The following is a 25,401-nucleotide window of genomic DNA, read 5'->3' on the forward strand; positions in this document are numbered from 1 at the left end:
CCTACGTGAGGAAACGAGTATGCGTTTGAAGCCATTAGTTACCGCGCTCTGTGCTGGCGCACTGCTTGCCACGACGCCGTATGTGCAGGCAAAAGAACTGAAATCCATCGGCGTAACGGTCGGCGATCTTGCCAACCCGTTCTTCGTGCAGATAACCAAAGGTGCGGAGCTGGAAGCGCGCAAACTGGCGGGTGATAACGTCAAAGTGACGCTGGTGTCCAGCGGCTACGACCTCGGCCAGCAGGTGTCGCAGATCGACAACTTTATTGCTGCCAAAGTCGATATGATCATTCTTAACGCGGCGGATTCCAAAGGCATCGGCCCGGCGGTTAAACGGGCGAAAGACGCGGGGATCGTGGTGGTCGCCGTTGACGTGGCAGCCGAAGGCGCTGACGCGACCATTACCTCCGATAACACCCAGGCCGGCGAAATGGCCTGTAAATACATTACCGACCGCCTGAAAGGCAAAGGCAACGTCGTTATCATCAACGGGCCGCCGGTTTCCGCCGTGCAGAACCGCGTAGAAGGCTGCCAGACCGAGTTCAAACGCCACCCGGACATCAAGGTGCTGTCGCATAATCAGAACGCGAAGGGCAGCCGTGAAGGCGGGCTGGAGATCATGACAGCTCTGCTGGCGGCCAATCCGAAGATCGACGGCGTGTTCGCCATTAACGATCCGACAGCGATTGGGGCCGATCTGGCTGCAAAACAGGCGCAGCGTAGTGAATTCTTTATTGTCGGCGTCGACGGATCGCCGGACGGCGAAGAGGCGCTGAAGCGAGAAAACTCATTATTTGTGGCGACTCCGGCACAAGATCCGCAGGTAATGGCAGCCAAAGCGGTCGAAATCGGCTATGACATATTGCAGGGTAAACCCGCACCGAAAGAGCCCGTGCTGATCCCAGTGACGATGATCGATAAGAACAACGTCGGCAGCTATAAGGGTTGGACGGTGAAATAAGCCCTGAATTGACTGATACCCACCTCCGCAAGAGAGTAAACGAAGCAAGAGCGCCCGTCAGGGCGCTTACCTCATAAAAACTGCGAGTAATAAATATTCATTTTCTGCTCTATATTATGAGTCAGTATAAAAGAAAAAATCATCACCGCCGTATAAATAACCAGAATACCAATAACTAAAGGAATAAACGTATACCCTGGGTGACTTTTGAACAGTTCCAGTGGTACGAGACTTACAAACCCGATACACCATAAAATAATTGCGCACAATTTTATGATTCTCCAATAATCATGGAAATCCAGCTTATCAAGTGCAGGGCAACATCCTGGATATTTAGCAGCTATTATGCCGGATTGAATAGTATCTGCGGATGTACTGGCGAATAACTGATGCCCTTTCCCATATTTTGCTGCATCCGCAGCCAACGCTAATATAACCCAGCGCTGAACCTCTGAGCTTTTCCCAGTGACAGCCTCCAGTTCATATCGACTATCGGCTAAAATACTCGTTGTTGCGCTTTCTATCCCACTAAACAATACGAATTTTGACTGCTTATCCAGTGAATTGAACCACAGTTTTTTAATTTTTCCAACATCCACTTGTTGTGCAGAAAGATATGTACTTACGATTTCATCAAGATAATATGGAGTACTGTCCATCATGCGTAATAAATATAAAGGCGTGTCTTTATCTGCAAGCAGTTTTGCATTGGTAAAAATAAAAGCATTAGCACTCTCGAAAAAATCAGAATCACTTTCATCGTGCAATTCAACAGTAATAACCAGGTTGTTTTCAGAGTTATTTAAATCAATCCAGTCATTGATTAAGAAATAATCAGGACATTCGTCAAGAATATTAATTTTCCCGACCTTATCGTTGGGGATGCCCAGGCTTGCCAGCACCGCCTTGAAACTATTGCCGATAGTGTCATCCGCTCCCTTAACGTACAGCCAGGTATTAAATGGACGATAATCTCTGACAAGGGAATTTTTGAGAGGTTCTATCAACTGTCTTAGCACGTTATCAACTCTGACGTCATCCATTGAGTCAACTTCAATATCAATTCGTAACGGCGTTGCAGAACCTGCTGGCGCTTCACCCTCTAGTTTCTGAATTTTTAATGCCAGTTCAGGCACCGGGAGAATGGATGAATAGTCTAAAAGAGGCAATGCCTGTTTTGCCCAGTTTTTCCACTTATTCATACCATACTGTTCAAGATAACCCGCATAGTAACATGGAAAAGATATAACACCGTAGGTGATGACTACCACACACCAGATTGCTAACACGATTAGCGATGGGATACCTATTGCATTCCATATCAAACAATCAGGAACTTTATTGTCCTGCAACCAGCTGAATATATTGTACGTTATAAAAAACAGAAATATAGCACAGCTAATAATCAGCATAATATTCAGCGGGAATTTTTCTGATTCTTGCCAGGGATTCTTGTTTGGTATCTTCCATTTACTCATTTGCTTGTCCCCGCCGTTGGCAGAGTGGTTTTTATTGCACAGCCGCATGCAGCCCTACAACCATCCACAACGACGCCTTTGCCGTCCATTGTCCAGGTTGGCTCAAAATCAAGTATGGGAAAGGTGCCTTTGTGCGGAATACAAACAACAGTATCCCCCTGCAAAGCAACAGGAATCCCCATAAATAGGCTACCGGAAGCTCTATTAACATACCCGCCGTTCTCCAGTGGGTCATTTAACCTGATAACACCTTTCATTTTATTTCCCTGCTTCCATATTGCAGCGCATACGATCCCACCCCTTGTAGTCTTTCACTATGGGTTCTTTATCGGGAAGATTTTGATAATTCGCCTTATATCCTTCCGTTAGATGCGGCAATGCTGCCTTCATAAAAACGACCGTTCCCCAGGCGGCACCTGGAAAATCAGGACTGGTATGACCGTCTACATACTCGCCACTGGATTTATGCTTGCCTGGTCTGTAGAGATAATATGTATCATCAAAGTATTTATAATCTATACCCGGACCACCTGGTTTTAAACGCGGATCGTCAAAAGGGTATGAGCTCATATACAAATACCCCTGCGCAGTTGAAATAAATGCTTGGTTATTGCTCACCACAACTCTTTTTATTTCTTTCCCTTCTGGATAATCACGCATAACGCCGTCTGAGTTTCTCACTTGCGCTGAAAAAGAGGCCATATAATTCGCTACTTGCCATGTTTGACCATAGTCTTTGGATATTTTATAAGCATCTGGCTCCCATCTTGGTATAAGGATATACTTATCAGATGGATGAATATACACTCCGGTAAATATCTGATATGTAGAATAGACACCATCGACTAATTCTTTGTGTATATTTCTTTTACCGTCATGATACCAAAGTGCCCCCTCACAATCGTAGCCCTTTAGTTCCAGATACCGGTTATCATCATAGCGATAAATAACCTGTGATGGTGTTTTTTTTGTACAGGCAGCAATAGCGCATAGTGAAATCGCTCCGACGATTACTCTTACCGTATTTCCCAGCTTCATAATTCATCCTTAAACGTTAAGCGATTTGGGCATATCCCATTGCAGATTATTTCCCCGCATTCATATTGCAGCGCATACGATCCCACCCCTTGTAGTCTTTCACTATGGGTTCTTTATCGGGAAGATTTTGATAATTCGCCTTATATCCTTCCGTTAGATGCGGCAATGCTGCCTTCATAAAAACGACCGTTCCCCAGGCGCGCCCAGGCGATTCAGGTCTCATATGGGCATCCACATATTTCCCTTTCGATTTTTGCTTTCCGTCCGTATATATAGAAAGATAGTCGGTGTCATCAAAGTATTGATAATCTATACCCGGACCGCCTGATTTTAAACGCGGATCGTCAAAAGGGTATGAGCTCATATACAAATGGTGTTGTGAGGTGGTAATAAACGCCTGATTATTGACCACCACCACTCTTTTTATTTCTTTTCCTTCTGGATAATCACGCATAATACCGTCTGAGTTTTTCTCCAACGCCGGGAAAGAGGCCATATACGTTGCAACTTGCCACGTTTGACCATAATTTTTAGATATCAGATATGCCGTTGGCTCCCAGTTTGGAATGAGAATATACTTATCGGAAGGATGGATATATGTTTCGGTGAAAATTCTGAAAGAGGCAAATACGCCATCAATCAATTCTTTATGAATGTTACTTTTAACATCATGATACCAGAGTGCGCCATCACAATTGAAACCCTTTAGTTCCAGATACCGGTTATCATCATAGCGATAAATAACCTGTGAGGGTATTTTTTTTGTACAGGCAGAGATAGCGCATAGCGAAATGGTTCCGATTATTATTTTTAACGCACTTCCCTTATTCATAATTTATCCTTAAACGTTAAGCGGTTTGGGCATATCTCATTGCAAATTATTTCCCCGCATCCATATCGCAGCGCATCCGGGTCCAGCCCTTATAGTCCACCACCTCCGGTTCTTTGTCCGGCAGATTTTGATAGTTGGCCTTATAGCCTTCCGTTAAATGGGCCAAGGATGCTTTCATAAACACCACCGTCCCCCAGGCGCGCCCTGGAAACTCAGGACTGGTATGACCGTCCACATACTTGCCACTGGATTTATGCTTGCCTGGCCTGTAGAGATAATACGTATCATCGAAGTATTGATAATCTATACCCGGACCACCCGGGGCCAGACGCGGGTCGTCAAAAGGGTATGAACTCATATATAAATGGTCCTGCTCCGTGGTAATAAATGCCTGATTATTGACCACCACCACTCTTTTTATTTCTTTTCCTTCAGGTCTGTCGACCATATTCCCATCTGAATTTTTCTCTTGCCCCTGAGATGGGGACATATACGTTGCAACCTGCCACGTTTGTCCATAATCTTTAGATATTGTGTATGCACCGGGTTCCCATTCAGGAATAAAGATGTATTTATCCGATGGATGGATATATATCCACGAAAATATCCTGAAAGGAGCGAATATTCCATCATATAGTTCTTTATGGATATTTTTTCTAATATCATGATACCAAAGCGCTCCCTCACAATTATAGCCTTTTAATTCCAGATAACGATTATCATCATAACGATAAATAATCTGTGAGGGTGTTTTTTTCGTACAGCCAGAGATAACACATAGTGAAATTACTCCGACAATTACTCTTACCACATTTCCCATTTTCATATTTTATCCTTAAACGTTAAGTGTTTTAGGCATATCCCATTGCAGATTGGGAGTCTCGGTATTGTATATTTCATTATGTCTGGCAGGTTTAACCGTTGTTGAATGACAATATTCATTAACCACGCCAAACTCTCCTGTCGGTAAAACATCATCTGGTTTATTCATATATATTTTTGTTTTCCTGTCGTTTAGCACTCCTGATTTATAATATTCAACTGTTTCCTGAAAACCATTACGCTTCATACGCCAGTCCCCGCGCAGGAGTAGCTCGGTCCAGAATTCTCCGCAGCGGTGATCAAATGCCCGGCATATTCCCACCGCCAGATCGAAGGCCATCGCTTTCGCCGGGGCATCTTTCGACATAACAATAGAAGAGTGCTGGCTGTAACCAATCCACTCTGATTGCATCCATTCTTTTTGCAGCTCATCGGGCGTTTTTTCATAAATCAACTGAACGGTCTTATTGTATCCCCCGCCCAGGACAACGCCTTTGGTATAAGGCTTACCATATTTTTTGGAGAATATCGTGAGTTCAGTGGGCGTTAATTCCTGGCCCGGCTGTAAATAGTCAAAACCGGCCCCACTCAGGTTTTTAGTGTCAGTTTCAGTGCGCGCAATGACATTCGCCTTTGCAGAAAATGAGATGTCCTGATCGGGTGAACCCGGCGCTATCGAATATTTATACTGACTTCCCGCCCCCTGTAACTGATGCCTGAAGGTAACGGGGAGCTGCTCGCCGTTAACAACCACATCCGAAAACGTATATTGTCTGGTCGCGCCCGTATCCTGATCAAAACAATCCTTTTCTAACGCCGGCATTTCAAAAGGCACGCTCAGCGGGCTGCCGCCTATTTCCGGACCATTTTCGCAAAAAACCCGCTGGCGCAGATTGTCTATTCCGCTGGCAATGTTATGGGGGACTCCCCGCCAGCCCAAACCCTGGACGTTAAGTAATGAAACCACGCTGTCATTGGGGCAAAAATAATTATAGACCTTGCCAAAGTTATTACGCGTATAGAGTATATTCTGCCGCCACTGTGCATTGGTTTTACTCAGACACAGCGCGCCTTCTAATTCATCAATCTCGGCCTGCGTGTGATATTGCCCCTTGCCGTATCTGGCGTTGGTCGCCATCAACTGGCAGAAATTGCGGAACGTCTGCTGTCGGGCGCGATCCGTCTGGTGATGTCCGGGCGTCATACCTTCAGCAGCCGTTTTTTCCAGTGCGTAGGGGGAATGGTTAAGTATCACGCAGTCAGCGGGTTTCTCATTAGCCTGCATAACCAGCATATTGGCGAGCATAGTGATAATAGTCCCCTGTGAATGTGCAACAATATTAATTGGGTCCAGTTTTGTTGCCGGTTCACTTCGAATCATCAGGATTAAATCAGCCAGCCGCTGTGCGGCAAAAAACTGATAAATACGGTGCGGGTTGTCATAAATAGGGTGCGTAAAATCCCCGGCATTCATATACAGTGATGCAAATCCTGCCGCACCGTTCGCCAGGCCGCCGGAGCCCGGGCCTAACATATCCGGAATAGTGGTTGTCGCATTGGCAAAGGTACCCCCATTTTTGGCGTACACATCGTCCAGCACGTTGCCGAAATTATCATTCTGATATTTCAACGTGGTTTGAGGAATATGCCCCAGCTTTTCCAGCTTTGCGTTGTCATCTTCCTGATAGGCGTTGTAAGGCAGTTTTGCGGCGTCTCCTGATTTAGCCCGTTCTTCGCGATAACGCCGCTGGTCTTCTATATATGTCGCATGATCGACGGGTTTATACCCCCAATAAAATGGAATTACCGGGCTGCGTCCGGGCATTTTTACATTCTGCTGCTCGCCGTCGCCCATATCCATTTTGAACTGGTGCCATTCATGCGGATACATATCCGTGCGACCCATACGTTCATTCAGGCCAGCAATAATACCCTGCTCCTGATTCTGATATGCCTCGCCTACATCGTTGACGCCGTGCACAAGGATCACAATGCAGGGCATGGGATACTTAACAGGTACGTCGCAGACAGCCATTTTTCCGCCCGTTGATTTAGGCACGCCCTGTACACCTGTCGCCACCACCCGCGGATTAAAGGGACTGTTACTCATTTGGCAAAATCTCCATTTTCATTTCATCCATTTCAGTCATATCCAATAACGGCGTCATTCCTTCATCATCAGTGACGCCTTCAATGGTTTCGCCTGACGCCTTAGTCAGTTTGAATTTTGTATTTTTCAGAACATCGTCTGGGTTGCCAGAGCCATGTAATTTAATGCGGCGATGAAACTGCTCTTCCTGAAAGACAGGGATTTTATCTTTTACCGATTCCGGTCCGCTCCAGTCGAGAGTGGTGCCTTTCAACTGCACTTTGGCGGGGGAGAATATTTTTACGGAGCCGTCTTCATTTATTCTGATTCCGCCCCCACCGCACAAAAGCTGGATATTCTTCCTGGCGCTGATGGTTACGTTGCCGTTCATACTCTGAATATGAAAATGCTTATCAGAAAGCAGGCCCATTTCGCCACGCTGTGCCTGCACGGAAATATCATCTTTTGCAGCGATGATTTTGATACCGATGGCTCTGCTGAAAAGTGACAGCCCCTGTCCGACAGCCATTGACAGTTTTTTAAAGACGTTAAAACTGCCGTTACTGGCGGCGTTTAGCGACAAATCTTTGTCTGCTGACAGTGCCATCGTTTGCGGTGTAAGCAGGGCCATACCATGATCGGCATAGGCCACCAGTCCCGAGCGGGTGAGCTGTTCAAGCGCGGCGTTAAGCTGCTGCTGCGGCCCCATTTCGACATTTAACGCCTGTGCCGTCAGCGCACTTTGTTGCAGAGACGTTGCCAGCGTCAGCGCATCCTGAAGCTGCTGAACAACCGCGCTCATATCGAGCTGCTTACCCTGGGCTTTTGGCTGCGCCTCTGTCGTGAGCAATATCCCCTTTGCTGCCCTCAGCACTGCCCGGTCATCCGTGCGCAGTTCCGCACCTTCGCCGCGCGGTTTACCGCCAGCATCGACAAGATGGCCCATATTAAGCTGTGTCTTGACGTACTCAGTACTTAGCTTGACGTGTTCCTGTCCGCGCTTATCCTCCATCCGCAGCTTGTTGAGTCCCGCAGTGCGGATGACGTTGCGGGTATTATTGCGGCTGGTGACGAGGTCAGGCTTGGGGGCATGATGCAGCGCATGCGCAATAAAAGGTCTTTCCGGATCGCCACCTTCAAACGCAATGGCGACCTCTGTCCCCTGGACAAGGGGGAAGTGATGACCATAAGTATCACCGGCATAAATCCGCGCCAGACGAACGGGCATACTTTCATAACCTTGCCTGTGCTGGTCGAGGTCAAAATCAAACTTCACCCAATAACGCCCCTGCACATCGAGATGCGCGTATTGGTCATTGTCTATTGGTGATGAAACGATCGCGGGAACCGTACCGGCGATACGTGGCCGGGGTAACGGCTGCGGTCGAAAGCAAACGCGCTCACTGTAAGGAATACCGATCAGTTGGGATTGAAGAGCCGCATCACGCCTGCCCGTCACCCGCATTGCCGTTACCACAAATCCCGAGGTGAAGGCATGTGGAATGACGCCGCCGATTTCCAACACCATCCCAGGCACAATCAACGGACTGGTGGTCACGCCGTTTAAAATGGACTGATTATTAAGAATAATTTCGTGATGCAGTTTGGCATAGAACCAGCTTGACTCGCCCGGTTGTTCCTCAGCAAATTTCGATCCCGGCTGATGGTGAATATCCGCATAACGATAATCCATTCCATACGTCGTCGATGTTTGTTCAGCCCCATTGGCATCAGCATGAAGTATTAGCGAGTTGGCAAGCCGGTAGTCAAAGTTCTTTGCTTTAACACCTGCGGAAACAACGTTGTGCGTTGATACCAGCTTATCGATCGAATAATCATTTGATGTCAGCCCAGCATGGGATGAGTGCATAATCTTTTGATCAAAGATGTATTGGCATTGTGAATCACTGAAGATAAGCACCATAATGTGCGGAACATCATGATGATTTGCGATCCTGAACCAGATCCCGACTTCTGAGAGGATGCGGCTAATAAACGCTAAATCTGACTCCTCCCACTGCACGATCATTTCCCGGTTGGGATAGATACAAACAAGCGTATCAAAGTCGATTTCATAATCGGCAAAAGCATGTTCGTTGAGGATCTGCGTGACCAGTTTCGGAACGTTTGTGTTGAGATAAATAGCCGATCGCTTACGTCGTGAGAGTAATGCAAGCTTATGTTCCAGCTTGATTTCGTACAGTGATTCATCTGCGGAGGTGCTAATTAGCGAAAATGACGTCACTATTCCTTCTATTTGCCGTTCAAGAAGCCAACGCTCAGAACCCCGTATGTATTCACTCCAATTATTATTAGGCGCTCTGATTTGTAGCGTGGCTTCAACGTTTAACAGTGAGTCTGGTAAGATATTTTTAATTTTAGATGTAAAGGTAATTTTGTAACTATATGGTTCACTTAGCTTTTCCTGACCTTCAATTGTCTCAACATCAAGTACCCCTGAATTACCCGCCTCCCTTACGGTTAATAAATACTTATTTATACTATCACCTAAATATATACCATCAAGATTGTAGAAGGCTGAACCTTTTTTCATTATCGCATCCCTTGCAAGCAGAAAGTAATACATAAGAAATAGAGTTTATCTAGCATATCAACAATAATGACAAAAAAGTCACCTTTTCTCAAAGCAAATATAAAAAATGGATTACCAACTATTAATCGAACATGTAATATAATTCAGGCGCATTAATCCATGTGTTAATTGGAAGTTACCACACCCAATTAATCCATATTTATTTATGATAGCGTTTTAATATTTATATTCTACGATATGGCATTTTATTACCGCGTGGACACGATCCGCCTTCTCTCCAAATAACCCCAGAAGACAGGGATTCCCCCACAAACGGCAAAACGTTAAACTTATGATTTACAATCATATTTTAAAAATAATATCTTTAATTTATTATTTTATCGAATAAATCACATACATTCATAAAAAACACAATAAAATATAACCATTCCCTAATTCTTTTACGCAGGGAGAGCTAACTGGATTGTGCCCATGTCTCCCATGGGAAAGCTGTTGATTTTCTCCCTCTCCCCTGAGAGAGGGCCACTGAGAGGTCATCTTATCAGCCACAGGAGAATCGATGAAACGCTCCGCAATAAACGAGATTCTGGGTCACACGCGCCAGTTTTTTTCCCTGCACGATGTGCATCTCCCGCCCTTCGCCAGCTTCCCGCCCACCCAATGGCGCAAACTCGACGCCGGAGCCTGGAGTGAAGTCTTTGACCTCAAACTCGGCTGGGACGTCACCGCATTCGGCGGTGATAACTTTGCCGCCCTGGGCTTAACGCTGTTTACCCTGCGTAATGGTTCACCAAAAGGCATGCCCTATGAGAAATGCTACGCCGAAAAAATCATGCACGTCCGCGATGGCCAGGTCACGCCCATGCATTTTCACTGGCGCAAACGCGAAGACATTATCAATCGCGGCGGCGGTAATTTGATTGTCGAACTGTGGAACGCCGGAGTCAGAGAACAAACGGAAGACAGCGACGTCAGCGTAGTGATTGACGGCTGCCGGCAAACGCACGCAGCGGGCAGCCAGCTGCGCCTGACGCCAGGGGAAAGCATCTGTCTGACGCCCGGTCTGTATCATAGCTTCTGGGCCGAAGAAGGGTTTGGCGACGTGCTGGTTGGCGAGGTCTCTTCGGTTAACGACGACGATCACGATAACCATTTCCTGCAACCCATCGCCCGCTATAACGACATTGAAGAAGACGAACCGGCGCTGCTGGTGTTGTGTAACGAATATCGCCTGTTCCGCTAACCAAGGAGCGCATTATGCCGTTGATTTCCCTCGCCGATGGCCTCGCCCACGCCCGCGAGCACCGCTATGCATTAGGCGCGTTTAACGTTCTGGATTCGCACTTCCTGCGTGCGCTGTTTGCCGCTGCGAAGCAGGAACGATCGCCATTTATTATCAACATTGCCGAAGTACATTTTAAATATATCTCGCTGGATTCTCTGGTCGAAGCGGTAAAGTTCGAAGCCGCACGCCATGACATTCCGGTGGTGCTTAACCTCGATCACGGCCTGCATTTTGAGTCGGTGGTGCGGGCGCTGCGCTTAGGTTTCAGCTCGGTGATGTTCGATGGATCTACGCTGGAGTACGAGGAGAATATTCGTCAGACCCGCGAGGTGGTGAAGATGTGCCACGCCGTCGGCGTATCGGTGGAAGCGGAGCTGGGGGCCGTCGGCGGCGATGAAGGCGGAGCGCTGTACGGCCATGCCGACGAGTCGCTGTTTACCGACCCGATGCTGGCACGGGATTTCGTCGACAGAACCGGCATTGATGCCTTAGCCGTCGCCATTGGCAATGCCCACGGCAAGTACAAAGGCGACCCCAAACTCGACTTCCCGCGGCTGGACGCTATTCGCCAGCAGGCAGCGATCCCGCTGGTGCTGCACGGCGGTTCCGGCATTAGCGACGACGATTTCCGTCGCGCCATCGAGCTCGGCATCCACAAAATCAACTTCTATACCGGCATGTCGCAAGCGGCGCTGGCGGCGGTGGAGACGCGGATGGCAAATCGCCAGCCGCTGTACGACGAATTTGCTGAGCTGCTGCTGGGTATCGAAGAGGCCATTACCGATACCGTCTCCGAACAGATGCGCATCTTTGGCAGCGCGGGACGGGTCTGATGGAACGCAGAGGTATTATCGCCGCAGGCAACATGCTGGTCGATCATGTGCATCAAATTGTGCAGTGGCCGGAGTGCGGCTGGCTGGCGGAGATCACCCACAGCGAACGCGCTACCGGCGGTGCGCCGCTGAACGTGCTGCTGACGCTGGCAAAAATGCACACCGGGCTGCCGCTGCAGGCGGTGGGATTGATCGGTCAGGACAGCGATGGCGACTACATTATGGCGATGCTTGAGCAGTACCACGTGAATCGCCAACACGTGCAACGCACCACATCCGCCCCTACCTCGATGTCGCAGGTGATGACCGACCCGAGCGGTCAGCGCACTTTTTTTCATTCTCCCGGCGCAAACCGGTTGCTGGATCTCCCCGCCTTTGAGCAGCTTGATAGCACGATGAAAATTTTCCATCTCGGCTATCTGCTGCTGCTCGACAGCCTGGATAGGCCGGATGCTGAATTCGGTACCCGTAGCGCCCGGCTACTGGCGCAAATGCGCGATAACGGGTTTGAAACGTCGCTGGACCTGGTGTCGCGCAAGGGCGACCCGCGCTATCAACCGCTGGTGATGCCTGCATTACGTCATCTCGACTATCTGGTGATCAACGAGCTGGAGGCCGGGGAGTTCAGCGGACTGACTATCCGACAGCCCAACGGCGAGCTGCATATCCCGCACATCGCCAGCGCCGCACGTGAGCTGCTGGACGCGGGCGTGCGCCAGCGGGTGGTGATCCACTGCCCGGAAGGCGCCTGGGGCGAAACGCCGGATCGAGACGGCACATGGATCCCTTCGCAGTATCTGGCGCAGGAGGAGATCGTGGGCAGCGTCGGTGCGGGGGATGCATTTTGCGCCGGATTTTTGTATGGCTGCCATGAGCACTGGTCGCTGGAAGAGAGTATCCGGCTGGCGCACGCCTGCGCGCGGGCCAGCTTGCTGTGCGCCAATGCCATCGACGGCGCGAAAACGCTGGAGGAGTTAAAAGCTGGGGTGGCTGATGCCTGATGCGCTGCGCTTATCAGGCCTACGTAGCCATTATCGCTTTTGTAGGCTGGATAAGGCGTTTACGCCGCATCCAGCAACTGCACACGATCACGCCGCTTTTTCGTGATGCTGGACGTCAGCGGCAAACACGTACCCTAACCCGCGCAGAGTCTTAATCAGCATAGGCTGATGCGGGTTAACCTCAATTTTGCGCCGCAACCGCATGATTAATACGTCGATGGTGCGATCAAACACCTCGACGCTGTCGCTGCGCGTCAGTTCCAGCAACTGCTCGCGGCTCAGCACCCGACGGGCGTTTTGCGCCAGCGCCAGCAGCAGGCTGTACTCACCCTGCGTCAGGTCAACTTTCAACTGCTGGGGATTATGCAACTGGCAGCCGGCGGTATCCAGATGCCAGCCGTTAAAAGACAGCCCGGTGGTTTGCGAGCTGCCGCTTTCGGGCGTGAGCACGCCGACGCGTCTGAGTACCGCCTTCACCCGCGCCACCAACACCCGCACGTTGAACGGTTTACCGATGTAATCGTCAGCGCCCATTTCCAGCCCGACCACCACATCCGACTCGCTCCCCATCCCCGTCAGCATCACCACCGGCAGGCCGGGTCTGATCTTTTGTACCTGTTGCAGCACCATCAGACCGTTGGTGTCGGGCAGCACCATATCCAGCAATACCAGCGCAATATCTGGCTGGGTCTCAATGCAGCGCAACGCCGCCTGTCCGCTATGACAGGCCGTCACGGCAAAGACATGTTCGCTCAGCACGTCCTTGAGCAAGGTACAGACGCCTACGTCATCATCCACAACCAGTATCGCCGGTTTCATTGTTTTTCCCCATTTCGCGCCAACTCAAATGAGTGTGAATGATTCTGCACGGAGTGACAGCGCCAGGGCACAAGGATGTGCGGGAAACATAGCCCCGGTCACACTGCCGGGCCGTCACACGTGCAGGATTCGTCACGTCAAATATGACGACAGCCTGTTTTTCGTCAGGGTTTTGTGCAAATTATGCCCGTAATATCGGCCAATGCCCCTGATAAAAACATGGCATAAAAGATGCATAACAAAAACGACAAGCGCGTATGCGCGATTTGATTAACTGGAGCGAGACCGATGAAAAAAGTCGTCACGGTTTGCCCATATTGCGCATCAGGTTGCAAAATCAACCTGGTGGTCGATAACGGCAAAATCGTCCGGGCTGAGGCGGCGCAGGGGAAAACCAACCAGGGTACCCTGTGTCTGAAGGGCTATTATGGCTGGGATTTTATCAACGATACCCAGATCCTAACCCCTCGCCTGAAAACCCCAATGATCCGTCGCCAACGTGGCGGCAAACTGGAATCTGTTTCCTGGGATGAAGCGCTGGATTACGTGGCAACTCGCCTGAGCGCCATCAAAGCGAAGTATGGCCCGGATGCTATTCAGACGACCGGTTCATCTCGCGGAACGGGTAATGAAACCAACTATGTAATGCAAAAATTCGCACGCGCCGTTATTGGTACCAATAACGTTGACTGCTGCGCTCGCGTCTGACACGGCCCTTCGGTTGCAGGTCTGCACCAATCGGTCGGTAACGGCGCAATGAGTAATGCGATTAACGAAATTGATAACACCGATTTAGTGTTTATTTTCGGGTACAACCCGGCGGATTCCCACCCTATCGTGGCGAATCACGTGATTAACGCTAAACGTAACGGGGCGAAAATTATCGTCTGCGATCCGCGCAAAATTGAAACCGCGCGCATTGCCGACATGCACATCGCGTTAAGAAACGGCTCGAATATCGCGCTGCTCAACGCTATGGGCCATGTCATCATCGAAGAAAAACTGTACGACCAGGCGTTCGTGGCCTCACGTACGGAAGGCTTCGAAGAGTACAGCAAGATTGTCGAAGGCTATACGCCGGAGTCCGTCGAAGACATTACTGGCGTGAGCGCACAGGAAATTCGTCAGGCTGCACGTATGTATGCATCGGCAAAAAGTGCGGCTATCCTGTGGGGCATGGGCGTGACCCAGTTCTATCAGGGTGTGGAAACCGTGCGTTCACTGACCAGCCTCGCCATGCTGACCGGCAACCTCGGTAAGCCAAGCGTCGGCGTTAACCCGGTTCGTGGCCAGAACAACGTTCAGGGCGCGTGCGACATGGGTGCGCTGCCGGATACCTATCCGGGCTATCAGTACGTTAAATTCCCGGAAAACCGCGAGAAGTTTGCTAAAGCCTGGGGCGTAGAAAGCCTGCCTGCCCATACCGGCTATCGCATCAGCGAGCTGCCGCACCGTGCGGCGCATGGCGAAGTGCGCGCGGCGTACATTATGGGTGAAGATCCGTTACAGACCGATGCTGAACTGTCCGCAGTGCGCAAAGGTTTTGCGGATCTGGAACTGGTCATCGTGCAGGATATCTTCATGACCAAAACCGCCGCTGCCGCAGACGTTATTTTACCGTCTACGTCATGGGGTGAGCATGAAGGCGTCTACTCTGCGGCTGACCGTGGCTTCCAGCGCTTCTTTAAAGCGGTTGAGCCGAAGTGGGATCTGAAAACGGATTGGCAGATTATCAGTGAAATTGCTACCCGTATGGGCTACCCGATGCACTACAACAACACCCAGGAAATCTGGGATGAGTTGCGTCATCTGTGCCCGGATTTCTACGGCGCCACCTACGAGAAGATGGGCGAGCTGGGCTATATCCAGTGGCCTTGTCGCGACACCTCGGATGCCGATCAGGGCACGTCTTACCTCTTCAAAGAGAAGTTTGACACGCCGAACGGTCTGGCACAGTTCTTCACCTGCGACTGGGTTGCGCCAATCGACAAGCTGACCGACGAGTACCCGATGGTCCTGTCGACGGTGCGCGAAGTCGGCCACTACTCTTGCCGTTCAATGACCGGCAACTGTGCGGCGCTGGCAGCGTTAGCGGATGAGCCGGGCTACGCCCAGATCAACACCGCCGACGCAGAACGTCTGGGTATTCAGGATGAAGATCTGGTGTGGGTTAACTCGCGTAAAGGTCGTGTCATCACGCGTGCGGCAGTCAGCGATCGTCCGAACAAAGGCGCGATCTACATGACCTACCAGTGGTGGATTGGCGCATGTAATGAGCTGGTCACCGAGAACCTGAGTCCGATTACCAAAACGCCGGAGTACAAGTACTGTGCCGTCAACGTTGAGCGCATTGCCGATCAGCGTGCTGCCGAGCAGTATGTAATTGATGAGTACACCAAGCTGAAGGCCAGTCTGCGCGAAAGCGCGATGGGCTGATCTGCCGGATGGCTGCATGAATGCCTTATCCGGCCTACGACCTGTTTCCACTGTAGGCCTGATAAGATGCGTTGGCATCGCCATCAGGCATTTTCCTTACAACGGTCTCCATTCGGAGGCCGTTTTTTTATGCAAATAATCTCTCTATACTGTTCGTTCCCTACTCTAAATCTAAAAATAAGATGAAACGACTTTTCGCCTTGATGGTGTTATTGACATGTTTTGCCCATGCCGAAGAACCTGGTAGCCAGTTCCTGAAGGCCGCCGAGGCAGGTGACCGACGCGCACAGTATTTCCTCGCCGATACCTGGTTTAGTTCAGGCGATTTAAGTAAAGCCGAATACTGGGCGCAAAAGGCTGCCGACAATGGCGATCCGGACGCCCTGGCTCTGCTGGCGCAAATTAAGATTACCAATCCGGTCAGTCTGGATTATCCACAAGCTAAAACGCTGGCCGAAAAAGCGGCTCAGGCCGGCAGTAAGAGCGGCGAAATTACGCTGGCACGTATCCTGGTCAATACCCAGACGGGGCGCACCGATTACCCCAAAGCCATTACGTTGCTACAAAACGCCTCGGAGAATCTGGAAAACGACTCCGCCGTTGATGCGCAGATGCTGCTCGGCCTGATTTATGCCAACGGCGTGGGCATTCCCGCAGACGATGACAAAGCTACCTGGTATTTCAAACGCAGCTCGGCCATTTCGCGTACCGGGTATTCTGAGTACTGGGCCGGGATGATGTTCTTAAACGGTGAGCAGGGTTTTATTGAAAAGAATAAACAGAAGGCGCTGCACTGGTTGAATCTGAGCTGTACGGAAGGGTTTGATACCGGCTGCGAAGAGTTTGAAAAGTTAACGAACGGGTAATGGTTTAAGCGTTGTCGTTGTAGGCCTGATAAGCGTAGCGCCATCAGGCAACCCGGAGCAGATTGCCGGATGGCGGCGCAAGCGCCTTATCCGGCAATCTGTCATTACTTACTGATTGGCGGTCTTATCAAATTTGCCCAATACTTCGCGCTCATAGGCCAGCGCTTTTTTACGGTCAAATTTGTGTTCCCACTTGGCGATAACCAGTACCGCCAGCGCGTTACCCACCACGTTTAGCGCAGTACGCGCCATGTCGAGGATACGGTCAACACCGGCGATAAATGCCAGACCTTCCAGCGGAATACCCACGCTACCCAGCGTAGCCAACAGCACCACAAACGACACGCCCGGCACGCCCGCGATCCCTTTCGAGGTCACCATCAGCGTCAGCACCAGTACGATTTCCTGCCACAGAGACAGGTCAATGCCGTACAACTGGGCGATAAAAATCGCGGCGATACTCTGGTACAACGTCGAACCGTCAAGGTTGAACGAATACCCGGTCGGCACCACAAAACTGGTGATTGATGCCGGTGCGCCATAGGCTTCCATCTTCTCAATAATACGCGGCAGCACGCTCTCAGAGCTGGCGGTAGAGTAGGCCAGAATCAGTTCGTCTTTCAGGATACGAATCAGGATCCAGATGCTCAAACCGCACACGCGCGCCACGATACCGAGCACCACCAGCGCGAAGAACAGGATGGCGAAATGCACCAGCAGCACCAGCTTCGCCAGCGGCCACAGGGAGGCAAAACCGAAGTTCGCCACGGTGACGGCGATCAGCGCAAAGACACCGACCGGCGCATAACGCATCACCATGTGCGTCACTTTAAACATCGTTTCAGAGATGGAACGGAACACGGTCACCAGCGGTTCGCGGTGAGTGGCCGGCAGTGAAGACAGGCCCAGACCAAACAGCACCGAGAAGAAGATAATCGGCAGCATGTCGCCTTTCGCCATCGACGCAACGATGTTGGTCGGCACCAGTGACAAAATCGTACCCATCAGGCCATGCGCGTGGCTCTGCACTTCTGCGGTTGTACTTTGATATTTCGAAATATCCACGGTCGCCAGCTGCGACATATCGACACCGGTACCTGGCTGGAACACATTCGCCAGCGTGATGCCGAGGATAATTGCCACGGTGGTGATCACTTCGAAATAGATAATGGTTTTGGCGCCAATACGGCCCAGCTGTTTGGCATCACCGACCCCGGCAATACCGACGATCAACGTGGAGATAACTATCGGCACAACAATCATTTTGATCAGGTGGATAAAGATATCCCCTGCCGGAGACAGCAGGTTAACTACCAGCCATTCGCGGCTGTCACTGTGATAATGCAGGTAACTCCCCAGCAAAATGCCCAGCACCATGGCGATCAAAATCTGCCAGGCCAGGCTGACTTTCAAATTTTTCATAACAACGGACTTCCTCGATGGAGCGCTATTTCACATATAACCTATGGGAATAGTACATACTGAAAGGGTATGAATTGTGTTGCGTTCGTTTATGGAATTTTTTAACGCTTATTATCATTATCATTTGCATGGCATTCAGCGCAACCCTTTAAGAACAGGGCCTTTAGCTGATTTTATGCATAAAAACGCGAGTTTATGCGGGTCATCATGAATAACTTTTTGTTATAAAAGAATATTCATTTGATAAAAAATGAAGAATTATGACTGTGCGTTTTTTTCGCTAATTTGTTCAACTGCTGTTTTTTTGCACAGCAAAAACGACGCAAATCACAAAATAACAAAAATTATTTTTGTCGATTCTGCAGCAATTTCGCCATATTGATTGAGTCAATCAACTGAGCACGATCCACCCTCGGCGAGTTTAAATCGAGAACTTTTTGCCACTGCAAAATAGCCTGTGCATAGTCGGCCTGCATAAACGCATCAGCAGCCAGCAGCATCAGCGCGGTAACTTCTGTCGGGTCCAGCGCCAGCGATTTCTCAATCATCTCACGGGTTTGCGGCGTCATATGCTGCCCGGACTGATAGTACAGCACCGTCGCCAGAGCCGAATAGATCTCGGCGTTTTCACCGCGCAAACGCAGCGCCTGCTCATAGGCCAGTAGCGCATTATGATACGCGTTTTGCCAAAGATAATACTCACCCAGTTGCGCCCATTGCGTGCTGTCTTGCGGGTTGTCACGTATTTTTGATTGCAGCGAAAGCAGCTGTTTTTCCTGCATATTTTCATCAGAAAACGCATGTAACGGGTCCGCCAGTCGCGCCTGCTCCTGCTGGACGGCCTGCCATTTTGGCGACAACAAATAACCTCCCATGCAGGCAATCACCATCAGCACAGCTATAGCGGCCAGGCGTTTTACCGGCATCGGACGTAACGGTGCACAACATTCAGGCTGACTCATCGTTCATCCTCTTCTACGCGCTGACGCGTTCTCACCCGCCAGATAATCACGCCCACCAGCAGCAATAACAGGCACGGCAGTGCCCACAACAACAGCGTCTGCTCATTGAGCGGCGGGTTATAGCGGACGAAATCACCGTAACGATCGGTCATCCACGTGGTGATCTCATGTTCACTTTTGCCCTCTGCCACCATGCTATACACCTGATGACGCATACTGACCGCCACCGGCGCATTGGATTCCAGTAAGTTTTGATTCTGGCACTGTGGGCAGCGCAACTGGCTGGCAATAGACAGCGCTTTTTCCTGCTGTTGCGGGTTGTCAAAACGCCAGGTGTCGACAACCTGGGCATGCGTAGCGAAAGTGATGAAAAACAAGACGATCGTTAAGAGTAAAAACTTTCTGCCGGATGGCGCTGCGCTTACCCTGCCTACGGTTTGCGTACCCTGTAGACCGGATAAGGCGTTTACGCCGCCATCTGGCAACGCTGTGATTAATTTACGCATCGCGCTTTCTCCCTCGCCAGCCGCTGAGCAGCGCGCCGAATACCATCAGCAGCGCTCCGCCCCAAACCCAACGCACACCACTTTGCACGTACAAGCGCATGGCATAGCGCTCCGGTCCGGTTTTTTCGCCGATCACCGCGTACCAGTCGTGCAGCAGGTTCCAACGGATACCCGGCTCCATCATTTGCTGGCGACGCGCGGAATAGAAGCGTCTTTCGGGCTGCAGGCTGCCGATGCGTTTCTCATCCTGCCAGAGCGTAATCAGCGCCTTTTCACTGGTGTAGTTTCCTTTTGCTTCCAGAGAGAGGTGCTCAAAGCGGAAAACATAGCCTGCCAGTTCAACCTGCTGCCCAGGACTCAGATTCAGACTCACTTCCTGGCGGCTCCCGCTGGAGAACACGATCCCTGCAGCAAAAACCAGCACGCCAGCATGCGCCAGCAGCGCCGGAAGCTGGCTTCGCAGCGGCACCTTCCGGCTTCTGATCGTCGCTATCACGATGACCGCCAGCATCAGCAGGCCAAACGGCAGCGTTGCACGGTTGAAGTAAGGCGCGCCAACGGAGAGTCGTCCCCAACCAAACAGGCCGTAAATCATCGGATACAGCGTGCCAATCAACACGATAAGCAGCACCGCGCAAAACAGCAGCAGCGCGACCAGAATCATCATCTCACGCGACCAGCCGCCAAAACGTACCGTGTGACCGACGTCCCGCGCCCGCCAGGCATACAGACCGAGCGATGCCAGGCTTAACACGGTAAACAGCGCAAACAGCGGCGCAGCGCGGACGTTGTCCAGCGCAAAGGCATGAACAGAAACCAGTATGCCGGAACGCACAATCAGCGTGCCCAACAGCGATAAAATCAGCGTGACAATCGCCAGCAGCAGCGACCAGTGCGGGAAACCTCCACGCTGCCGTGAGACATACAGGCTATGCAGTAACGCACTGGCGGAAAGCCAGGGTAATAAGGAAGCGTTTTCTACCGGGTCCCAGAACCACCAGCCGCCCCAGCCCAGTTCACAATAAGCCCACCAGGAACCAAGGATGATCCCAAGCGTCAGGGCGCACCAGCCGGGCAGCGCCCAGCGCCAGCACACCCAGGCAGTCCGTGCGTTAAAGCCGCCGCGCAGCAGCGAAGCCAGCGCCACGCCGGCCGCCACCATCAGCCCACCGTAGCCCAGATACAGCAGCGGCGGATGGAGGATCAGCCCCAGGTGTTGCAGCATCGGGTTCAGGTCGCGCCCTTCAATTGCCGGCGGGAAGATGCGTACGAACGGATCGGACCACACCACCATGAACAGCAGCAATGACGCGGTCATCATTGACAGGACGCTGAGGGTTAACGGAAACAGCGCGTCCGGCTCACGCCGGGAGCGCCAGGCGAACAGTGCGCTCCAGGCAGAAAGAAACAGCACCCACAGTAGCAGCGATCCTTCATGACCACCCCACACCGCCGCCAGTTTTAATCCCCACGGCAGCAGGCTATAGCTGTGCTGAGCCACGTAAACGACGGAGAAATCACTGGTCAGGAAACAGAACACCAGAATGGCAAAGGCCAGCAACAGCAGCGCAAACTGCGTCCACACGCCCACGCAGGCCAGACGCATAACGCCCAGCCAGCGCTGACGTACGCCCGTCAGCACGGCAAGCGGGGTCAACACGTTGACCCCGAGACTTAACAACAATGCCAGAAAACCGGCTTCAGGAAGGAGTACGTCCAGAAATCACCTTGCCCTACGCAACCGTCAGTTGCCCTGCATACAGAATGAAAAAGCGCAGCAGCAGCACGCCGGTCAGGCTGGCACCACACACTGCCAACACACCGTGAAACGTCGGGCTGCGATTCGCCCACGGTTTCAGCAGCATCGGCAGGATCAGCCCCAACCCGGCCACGCCCAGCCAGAACCACCAGGTCCAGAAACCACCGCCCAACGCCGCAACCAGCGCGCGCATTTTGCCGTCATCGCCCAGCGCCAGCCCGATAAAGAACGCCGCCAGCAGGAAGATTTCCAGCCACACTACCGGGGTTTCCATGCGGTGTACAAAATGCGCCTCGGTGGTGTGCGGGTTACCGCGATGGCGCAATGCCATGGCGATCAGCGCCACCGCCGCACCGGACGAGATCCCGGAAAACAGGAACAGCACTGGCAAGATCGGGTTATTCAGGAACGGATAGGATTTCAATGCCGACAGCAAGAACCCGGTGTAGGCCCCGAGCAGCACCGCCAGCACCAGCATCACTGTTTCCAGCAGACGATGGAGCGGCGCGATCAGCGCCAGCAGTTTTGGCACGATCGTCAGACGAGGCACGAAGCGCTGTTGCAGGGCAATAACCTCTTTATCAAAGATTTTTGCCAGCCACAGCACCAGCACCACCATATACAACTGGAATAGCATGACCCCCATCGACATCACCGAGGTGAAGCTGTAGTGGAACATCAGTTTCCAGAAGGTCCATGGACGCGTCAGGTGCAAGACCAGGATCAGCAGGCCGAGAATAATCGCTCCCGGCCCGAGTACCAGCGTGGTACGCAGTAACGTACTGTCTGAACCGCCCGCTTCCGGATGCAGCCGTCGAAGCAATACCGACAGCGTAACCAGTCCGGCGGAAATACCGATCAGGAACAGATAGATGGCGATGGGCCAGTCCCACACCAGTGATTCAAAATGGAATGCAGAAGCGGGTGTCATTGGCTCACCTCCCCGTATTTAAAGGGAACGCGGTAGACCTTCGGTTTGGTGCCTAACGCCAGCTTGTAACGGTAGGTATTTTTCTGGTGCAACAGACGAGAGATCTCGCTGTTGGGATCGTCCAGATTACCAAACGTCAGCGCTTTCGTCGGACATGACTCAACGCAAGCAGGCTGCTTGCCCGCTTTCAGGTTGGTTTTACGGCAGAAGTCGCACTTATCTGCCGTCTTGTTGACCGGATGAATAAAGCGTACGCGATACGGGCAGGCGGCGATGCAATACTGGCAGCCGACGCACAGATCCGGGTTCACATCCACAATGCCGGTGGCAGCATCGCGATACGATGCCCCCGTCGGGCAGACGTCAACACAGGGGGCGTGATCGCAGTGCTGGCACGAATGGCGGAAGAAGCGGTACTTCACATCAGGAAACGTCCCCAGCGGCTCGCTGCGAATAATCGTCAGACGCGATACGCCTTCCGGCACGTTGTTCACTTCCCGACAGGCATCCATGCAGGCGGTACAGCCGATGCATAATGATTCATCATGTATCATGCCGTAACGCACGCCGTTAATGTTTAACGTCTTCGCCACGACGCGTCCCGCCGTCCCGCTAACAGCCACCAGCGCGCCGACGCCGGTGATAAACTGGCGACGAGAGCAACTCATGGATGCTCCTTAAGCAAGGGAATCGACGCCGGATTAAAGTTTGGATTATTACGCTGATCGCTGTGGCAATCGACGCAAATCTTGATCCGTCCTTTATCGCTTAGCGTCTGCATCGTGTCTTGCTTCGGATGCAGTGAGTGACAGCTGGCACACGCTACTTTCGTCACGTGGACATCGTGCGGCCAGAACGCTTTTTGCAACTGCTCAGGCAGGTGACAGGACATACAGACGCTGTTCTGCTGCTCCACGTTGTACATCGGCTCATTAAAGCGCATCACATCCTTCACCCCTTCGCGGTGATTGGGTGACGGCTGGCCGTGACAGTTGGTGCAGGTAACCGGCAGTTTATTATTTGGGTTGATGACTTCGGCATGTTTACCATGCATGCCTTCGGTGTCCGGCTTGTGACAATCCAGACAGGCGGCATCCGGATTACGCTGTTGGGTGACCGTAAAGCGTTGATCTGAGTCCTGTGGCGTGGGGGTCGCGGCATTCCCGCACAGGCTCCAGAACAGGCCTGACGCCAGCACCCCAGCAGTTAATAACGAACGTAATACGCTCATATTCACTCCGTTGAGTTATCCGCCCCTTGCGAGGCGGAAAGGGGTTATTGGCTTAACAGACCGTTTTTACGCGCCTGGTCTTCCCACTGCGGAATCACCGTTTTGATGAAGTCCTGCTTCTCAGCATTGATTTGCTGCATGTTCAAACCGATCGCCTTCTGGGCTTTCTCTTTCGTCGAGATATCCGGCAGCGGAATTTCATGGGTGATGCCTTTGGTCGCCAGCAGACGGACCAGTTTGGTACGGGCATCGGCCGCTTTATCCATCGCGCTACCCAACATACGCAGACCTTCTTCCGGCGCATGCATGTGAATCCCGTGCGAGGCGATAGACAGATCCCAGCGCCATTGCGCATGGCGAATATCTTCCAGAATCGGCTTCATTTCAGCTTCCGTTGCACCCGCATCCCATGCAGCCTTCGCTTCGAAGTGGGCATGTACCAGCTGATCTTCAACCTTGATTTTCAGGTCATGAATCGCTTGTTTACGCTCGGCAACCACTTTTTGCAGGGACGCTTTGTCCTGGGTGTGGCAGTTGGCGCAGGTCTGAGGGAAGTTATCGAACGGGTTACCAATTTTATGGTCGGTGTAGATCTTGCCTTCAGCGTTTTGCACTTTCGGCATATGACAGTCGATGCAGGTCACATTGTTCTTGCCGTGAATGCCCGCAGTCCAGGTTTCATATTCCGGGTGCTGCGCTTTCAGCATCGGCGTTTTAGACAGGGAGTTGGTCCAGTCGGAGAACGCAATGGCGTCGTAGTATTTCTCCATGTTCTCAACTTTCATCCCCTCGTCCCACGGGAACTTAACGGCTTTGTTTTTACCGTCGAAGTAGTACTCCACGTGACACTGGCCGCAGACCATGGACTGCTGGTCAAAGCGACCGGCTTTATCAAACGGTTTACCGATGCTTTCCATCGCGCGTTCTGCATAAGGACGGGACAGCGTCAGCTCGGGCTTCCCTTTGGCGAAATCTGCCGAGGCGGTGTTATGGCAATCCGCACAGCCTAAATTGTTAACAATTTCCGGGCCGCCGCGCGCCCATTTACCGTGGAAATAACCGTCTTCGCCGTCTTTCTGGATCAGGCGCGCCACGTCAGGGCTTTTACAGCTCCAGCAGGCCATCGGCAGCGGACCATCTTCGGCAGTTTTTGGCGCGCCGGTACGTAATGTTTCACGGACATCGGTCACCGCGTAAGCATGCCCACGCGGTTTGTTGTAATCACGCGAGAAAGGATATCCCGCCCACAGAATCACCAGTCGTGGATCCTCTGCCAGCGCATCTTCACGTGCGGACTGCTCCGACGTGGCTTTCCATGAGAGGTATTGATCGGGATGCTGAGGGGCGAAGGTTTCATTCTTCGCTTCAACGGTGACGGTTTTTGCGGGTACTGGGGTTTGTTCAGCGTGAACGGCAGAGATAAATAAAAACGGTAATATCAGGCTGAAGAAACGGAGTACGGGTGATTTTGTCCTTGCCATAGGGGGGTCTCATCCAGATGACGCCATTGTCTGCAATGGCGATTCTTTTATTGTTTTCCATAACAGCAACCACACGTATACTGTCATGACATTGC

The 25,401-nt window shown here is 51.6% G+C and carries 21 protein-coding genes and 1 pseudogene; 6 read left to right on the plus strand and 16 right to left on the minus strand.

The genetic code is table 11. From position 1 onward, the window contains the following. Positions 1 to 19: 19 nt before the first annotated feature. On the plus strand, positions 20 to 961 hold the full coding sequence (locus tag QNN86_RS19945; RefSeq protein ID WP_279277376.1) for an ABC transporter substrate-binding protein: 942 nt from the start codon (positions 20 to 22) through the stop codon (positions 959 to 961). A 71-nt stretch (positions 962 to 1,032) separates the two neighbouring features. Here the strand turns inward: QNN86_RS19945 and QNN86_RS19950 are convergent, their stop codons facing one another. The 7 genes from QNN86_RS19950 to QNN86_RS19980 are packed head-to-tail and all read right to left on the minus strand — an operon-like array spanning position 1,033 to position 9,774. Continuing rightward, complete coding sequence (locus QNN86_RS19950; RefSeq protein ID WP_414212270.1) at positions 1,033 to 2,439, minus strand: hypothetical protein; 1,407 nt, start codon at positions 2,437 to 2,439, stop codon at positions 1,033 to 1,035. Continuing rightward, entirely contained in the window at positions 2,436 to 2,696 is a 261-nt protein-coding gene (locus QNN86_RS19955) for a PAAR domain-containing protein (RefSeq protein WP_096758672.1), read from the minus strand. The genes QNN86_RS19950 and QNN86_RS19955 overlap by 4 nt, the downstream gene beginning before the upstream one ends. A gap of 1 nt (position 2,697) precedes the next feature. Further along, complete coding sequence (locus QNN86_RS19960) at positions 2,698 to 3,477, minus strand: hypothetical protein (RefSeq protein ID WP_414212271.1); 780 nt, start codon at positions 3,475 to 3,477, stop codon at positions 2,698 to 2,700. A gap of 46 nt (positions 3,478 to 3,523) precedes the next feature. After that, complete coding sequence (locus QNN86_RS19965) at positions 3,524 to 4,309, minus strand: hypothetical protein (RefSeq protein ID WP_414212272.1); 786 nt, start codon at positions 4,307 to 4,309, stop codon at positions 3,524 to 3,526. 46 nt (positions 4,310 to 4,355) lie between these two features. Beyond that, positions 4,356 to 5,135 carry a hypothetical protein gene (locus QNN86_RS19970; protein WP_414212273.1) on the minus strand — a complete coding sequence of 260 codons (780 nt, stop codon included), beginning with the start codon at positions 5,133 to 5,135 and terminating at the stop codon, positions 4,356 to 4,358. Positions 5,136 to 5,144: 9 nt separating this feature from the next. Continuing rightward, positions 5,145 to 7,241, minus strand: a complete 2,097-nt coding sequence (locus QNN86_RS19975) for a DUF3274 domain-containing protein (protein ID WP_414212274.1) — start codon at positions 7,239 to 7,241, stop codon at positions 5,145 to 5,147. Next, positions 7,234 to 9,774 carry a type VI secretion system Vgr family protein gene (locus QNN86_RS19980; protein ID WP_414212275.1) on the minus strand — a complete coding sequence of 847 codons (2,541 nt, stop codon included), beginning with the start codon at positions 9,772 to 9,774 and terminating at the stop codon, positions 7,234 to 7,236. Before QNN86_RS19980 ends, QNN86_RS19975 begins: the two co-directional genes overlap by 8 nt. Before the next feature lie 559 nt (positions 9,775 to 10,333). On the opposite strand from QNN86_RS19980, the gene QNN86_RS19985 reads away from it, so the two are divergent. The 3 genes from QNN86_RS19985 to QNN86_RS19995 are packed head-to-tail and all read left to right on the plus strand — an operon-like array spanning position 10,334 to position 12,893. Further along, positions 10,334 to 11,017: a D-lyxose/D-mannose family sugar isomerase gene (locus tag QNN86_RS19985; protein ID WP_115259680.1), complete on the plus strand. Its 684-nt coding sequence runs from the start codon at positions 10,334 to 10,336 to the stop codon at positions 11,015 to 11,017. A 14-nt stretch (positions 11,018 to 11,031) separates the two neighbouring features. Then, positions 11,032 to 11,892 carry a ketose 1,6-bisphosphate aldolase gene (locus tag QNN86_RS19990; RefSeq protein ID WP_181618055.1) on the plus strand — a complete coding sequence of 287 codons (861 nt, stop codon included), beginning with the start codon at positions 11,032 to 11,034 and terminating at the stop codon, positions 11,890 to 11,892. Further along, positions 11,889 to 12,893: a carbohydrate kinase family protein gene (locus QNN86_RS19995; protein WP_414212291.1), complete on the plus strand. Its 1,005-nt coding sequence runs from the start codon at positions 11,889 to 11,891 to the stop codon at positions 12,891 to 12,893. The genes QNN86_RS19990 and QNN86_RS19995 overlap by 4 nt, the downstream gene beginning before the upstream one ends. 87 nt (positions 12,894 to 12,980) lie before the next feature. On the opposite strand, the gene QNN86_RS20000 is transcribed toward QNN86_RS19995, so the two are convergent. After that, positions 12,981 to 13,712 carry a response regulator gene (locus tag QNN86_RS20000; RefSeq protein ID WP_414212276.1) on the minus strand — a complete coding sequence of 244 codons (732 nt, stop codon included), beginning with the start codon at positions 13,710 to 13,712 and terminating at the stop codon, positions 12,981 to 12,983. A gap of 288 nt (positions 13,713 to 14,000) precedes the next feature. On the opposite strand from QNN86_RS20000, the gene fdhF reads away from it, so the two are divergent. Together fdhF and yjcO are read left to right on the plus strand one after the other, a co-directional pair. Next, positions 14,001 to 16,148: a formate dehydrogenase subunit alpha gene (fdhF, locus tag QNN86_RS20005; protein ID WP_279277379.1), complete on the plus strand. Its 2,148-nt coding sequence runs from the start codon at positions 14,001 to 14,003 to the stop codon at positions 16,146 to 16,148. A gap of 182 nt (positions 16,149 to 16,330) precedes the next feature. Further along, complete coding sequence (yjcO, locus tag QNN86_RS20010; RefSeq protein WP_182270591.1) at positions 16,331 to 17,014, plus strand: Sel1 family TPR-like repeat protein YjcO; 684 nt, start codon at positions 16,331 to 16,333, stop codon at positions 17,012 to 17,014. A 108-nt stretch (positions 17,015 to 17,122) separates the two neighbouring features. Here yjcO and gltP read toward each other — a convergent pair whose 3' ends face one another. The 8 genes and pseudogenes from gltP to nrfA all read right to left on the minus strand — a co-directional run bounded on the left by gltP (position 17,123) and on the right by nrfA (position 25,306). Then, a complete protein-coding gene (gene gltP / locus QNN86_RS20015) occupies positions 17,123 to 18,436 on the minus strand; it encodes a glutamate/aspartate:proton symporter GltP (protein WP_279277380.1) in 1,314 nt (437 codons plus the stop codon). A 344-nt stretch (positions 18,437 to 18,780) separates the two neighbouring features. Continuing rightward, the gene (gene nrfG / locus QNN86_RS20020) at positions 18,781 to 19,398 is read right to left on the minus strand and encodes a heme lyase NrfEFG subunit NrfG (RefSeq protein WP_414212277.1); all 618 of its coding nucleotides are present in this window, start codon (positions 19,396 to 19,398) and stop codon (positions 18,781 to 18,783) included. Next, positions 19,395 to 19,814, minus strand: a pseudogene (gene nrfF, locus QNN86_RS20025) (heme lyase NrfEFG subunit NrfF); the annotation flags it as partial. The gene nrfG and the pseudogene nrfF, both read right to left, overlap by 4 nt. Positions 19,815 to 19,896: 82 nt before the next feature. Continuing rightward, a complete protein-coding gene (locus QNN86_RS20030) occupies positions 19,897 to 21,624 on the minus strand; it encodes a heme lyase CcmF/NrfE family subunit (protein ID WP_414212292.1) in 1,728 nt (575 codons plus the stop codon). Between the two features lie 13 nt (positions 21,625 to 21,637). Then, positions 21,638 to 22,594, minus strand: a complete 957-nt coding sequence (nrfD, locus tag QNN86_RS20035; protein WP_414212278.1) for a cytochrome c nitrite reductase subunit NrfD — start codon at positions 22,592 to 22,594, stop codon at positions 21,638 to 21,640. Next, complete coding sequence (gene nrfC / locus QNN86_RS20040) at positions 22,591 to 23,262, minus strand: cytochrome c nitrite reductase Fe-S protein (protein ID WP_135912720.1); 672 nt, start codon at positions 23,260 to 23,262, stop codon at positions 22,591 to 22,593. Before nrfC ends, nrfD begins: the two co-directional genes overlap by 4 nt. Further along, a complete protein-coding gene (nrfB, locus tag QNN86_RS20045) occupies positions 23,259 to 23,825 on the minus strand; it encodes a cytochrome c nitrite reductase pentaheme subunit (protein WP_146718042.1) in 567 nt (188 codons plus the stop codon). Before nrfB ends, nrfC begins: the two co-directional genes overlap by 4 nt. Positions 23,826 to 23,869: 44 nt before the next feature. Then, positions 23,870 to 25,306, minus strand: a complete 1,437-nt coding sequence (gene nrfA, locus QNN86_RS20050) for an ammonia-forming nitrite reductase cytochrome c552 subunit (protein ID WP_096758690.1) — start codon at positions 25,304 to 25,306, stop codon at positions 23,870 to 23,872. Positions 25,307 to 25,401: the final 95 nt, after the last annotated feature.

Source organism: Citrobacter sp. C348 (assembly GCF_047467975.1).
In the GTDB taxonomy this organism is placed as follows: Bacteria; Pseudomonadota; Gammaproteobacteria; order Enterobacterales; family Enterobacteriaceae; genus Citrobacter; species Citrobacter gillenii.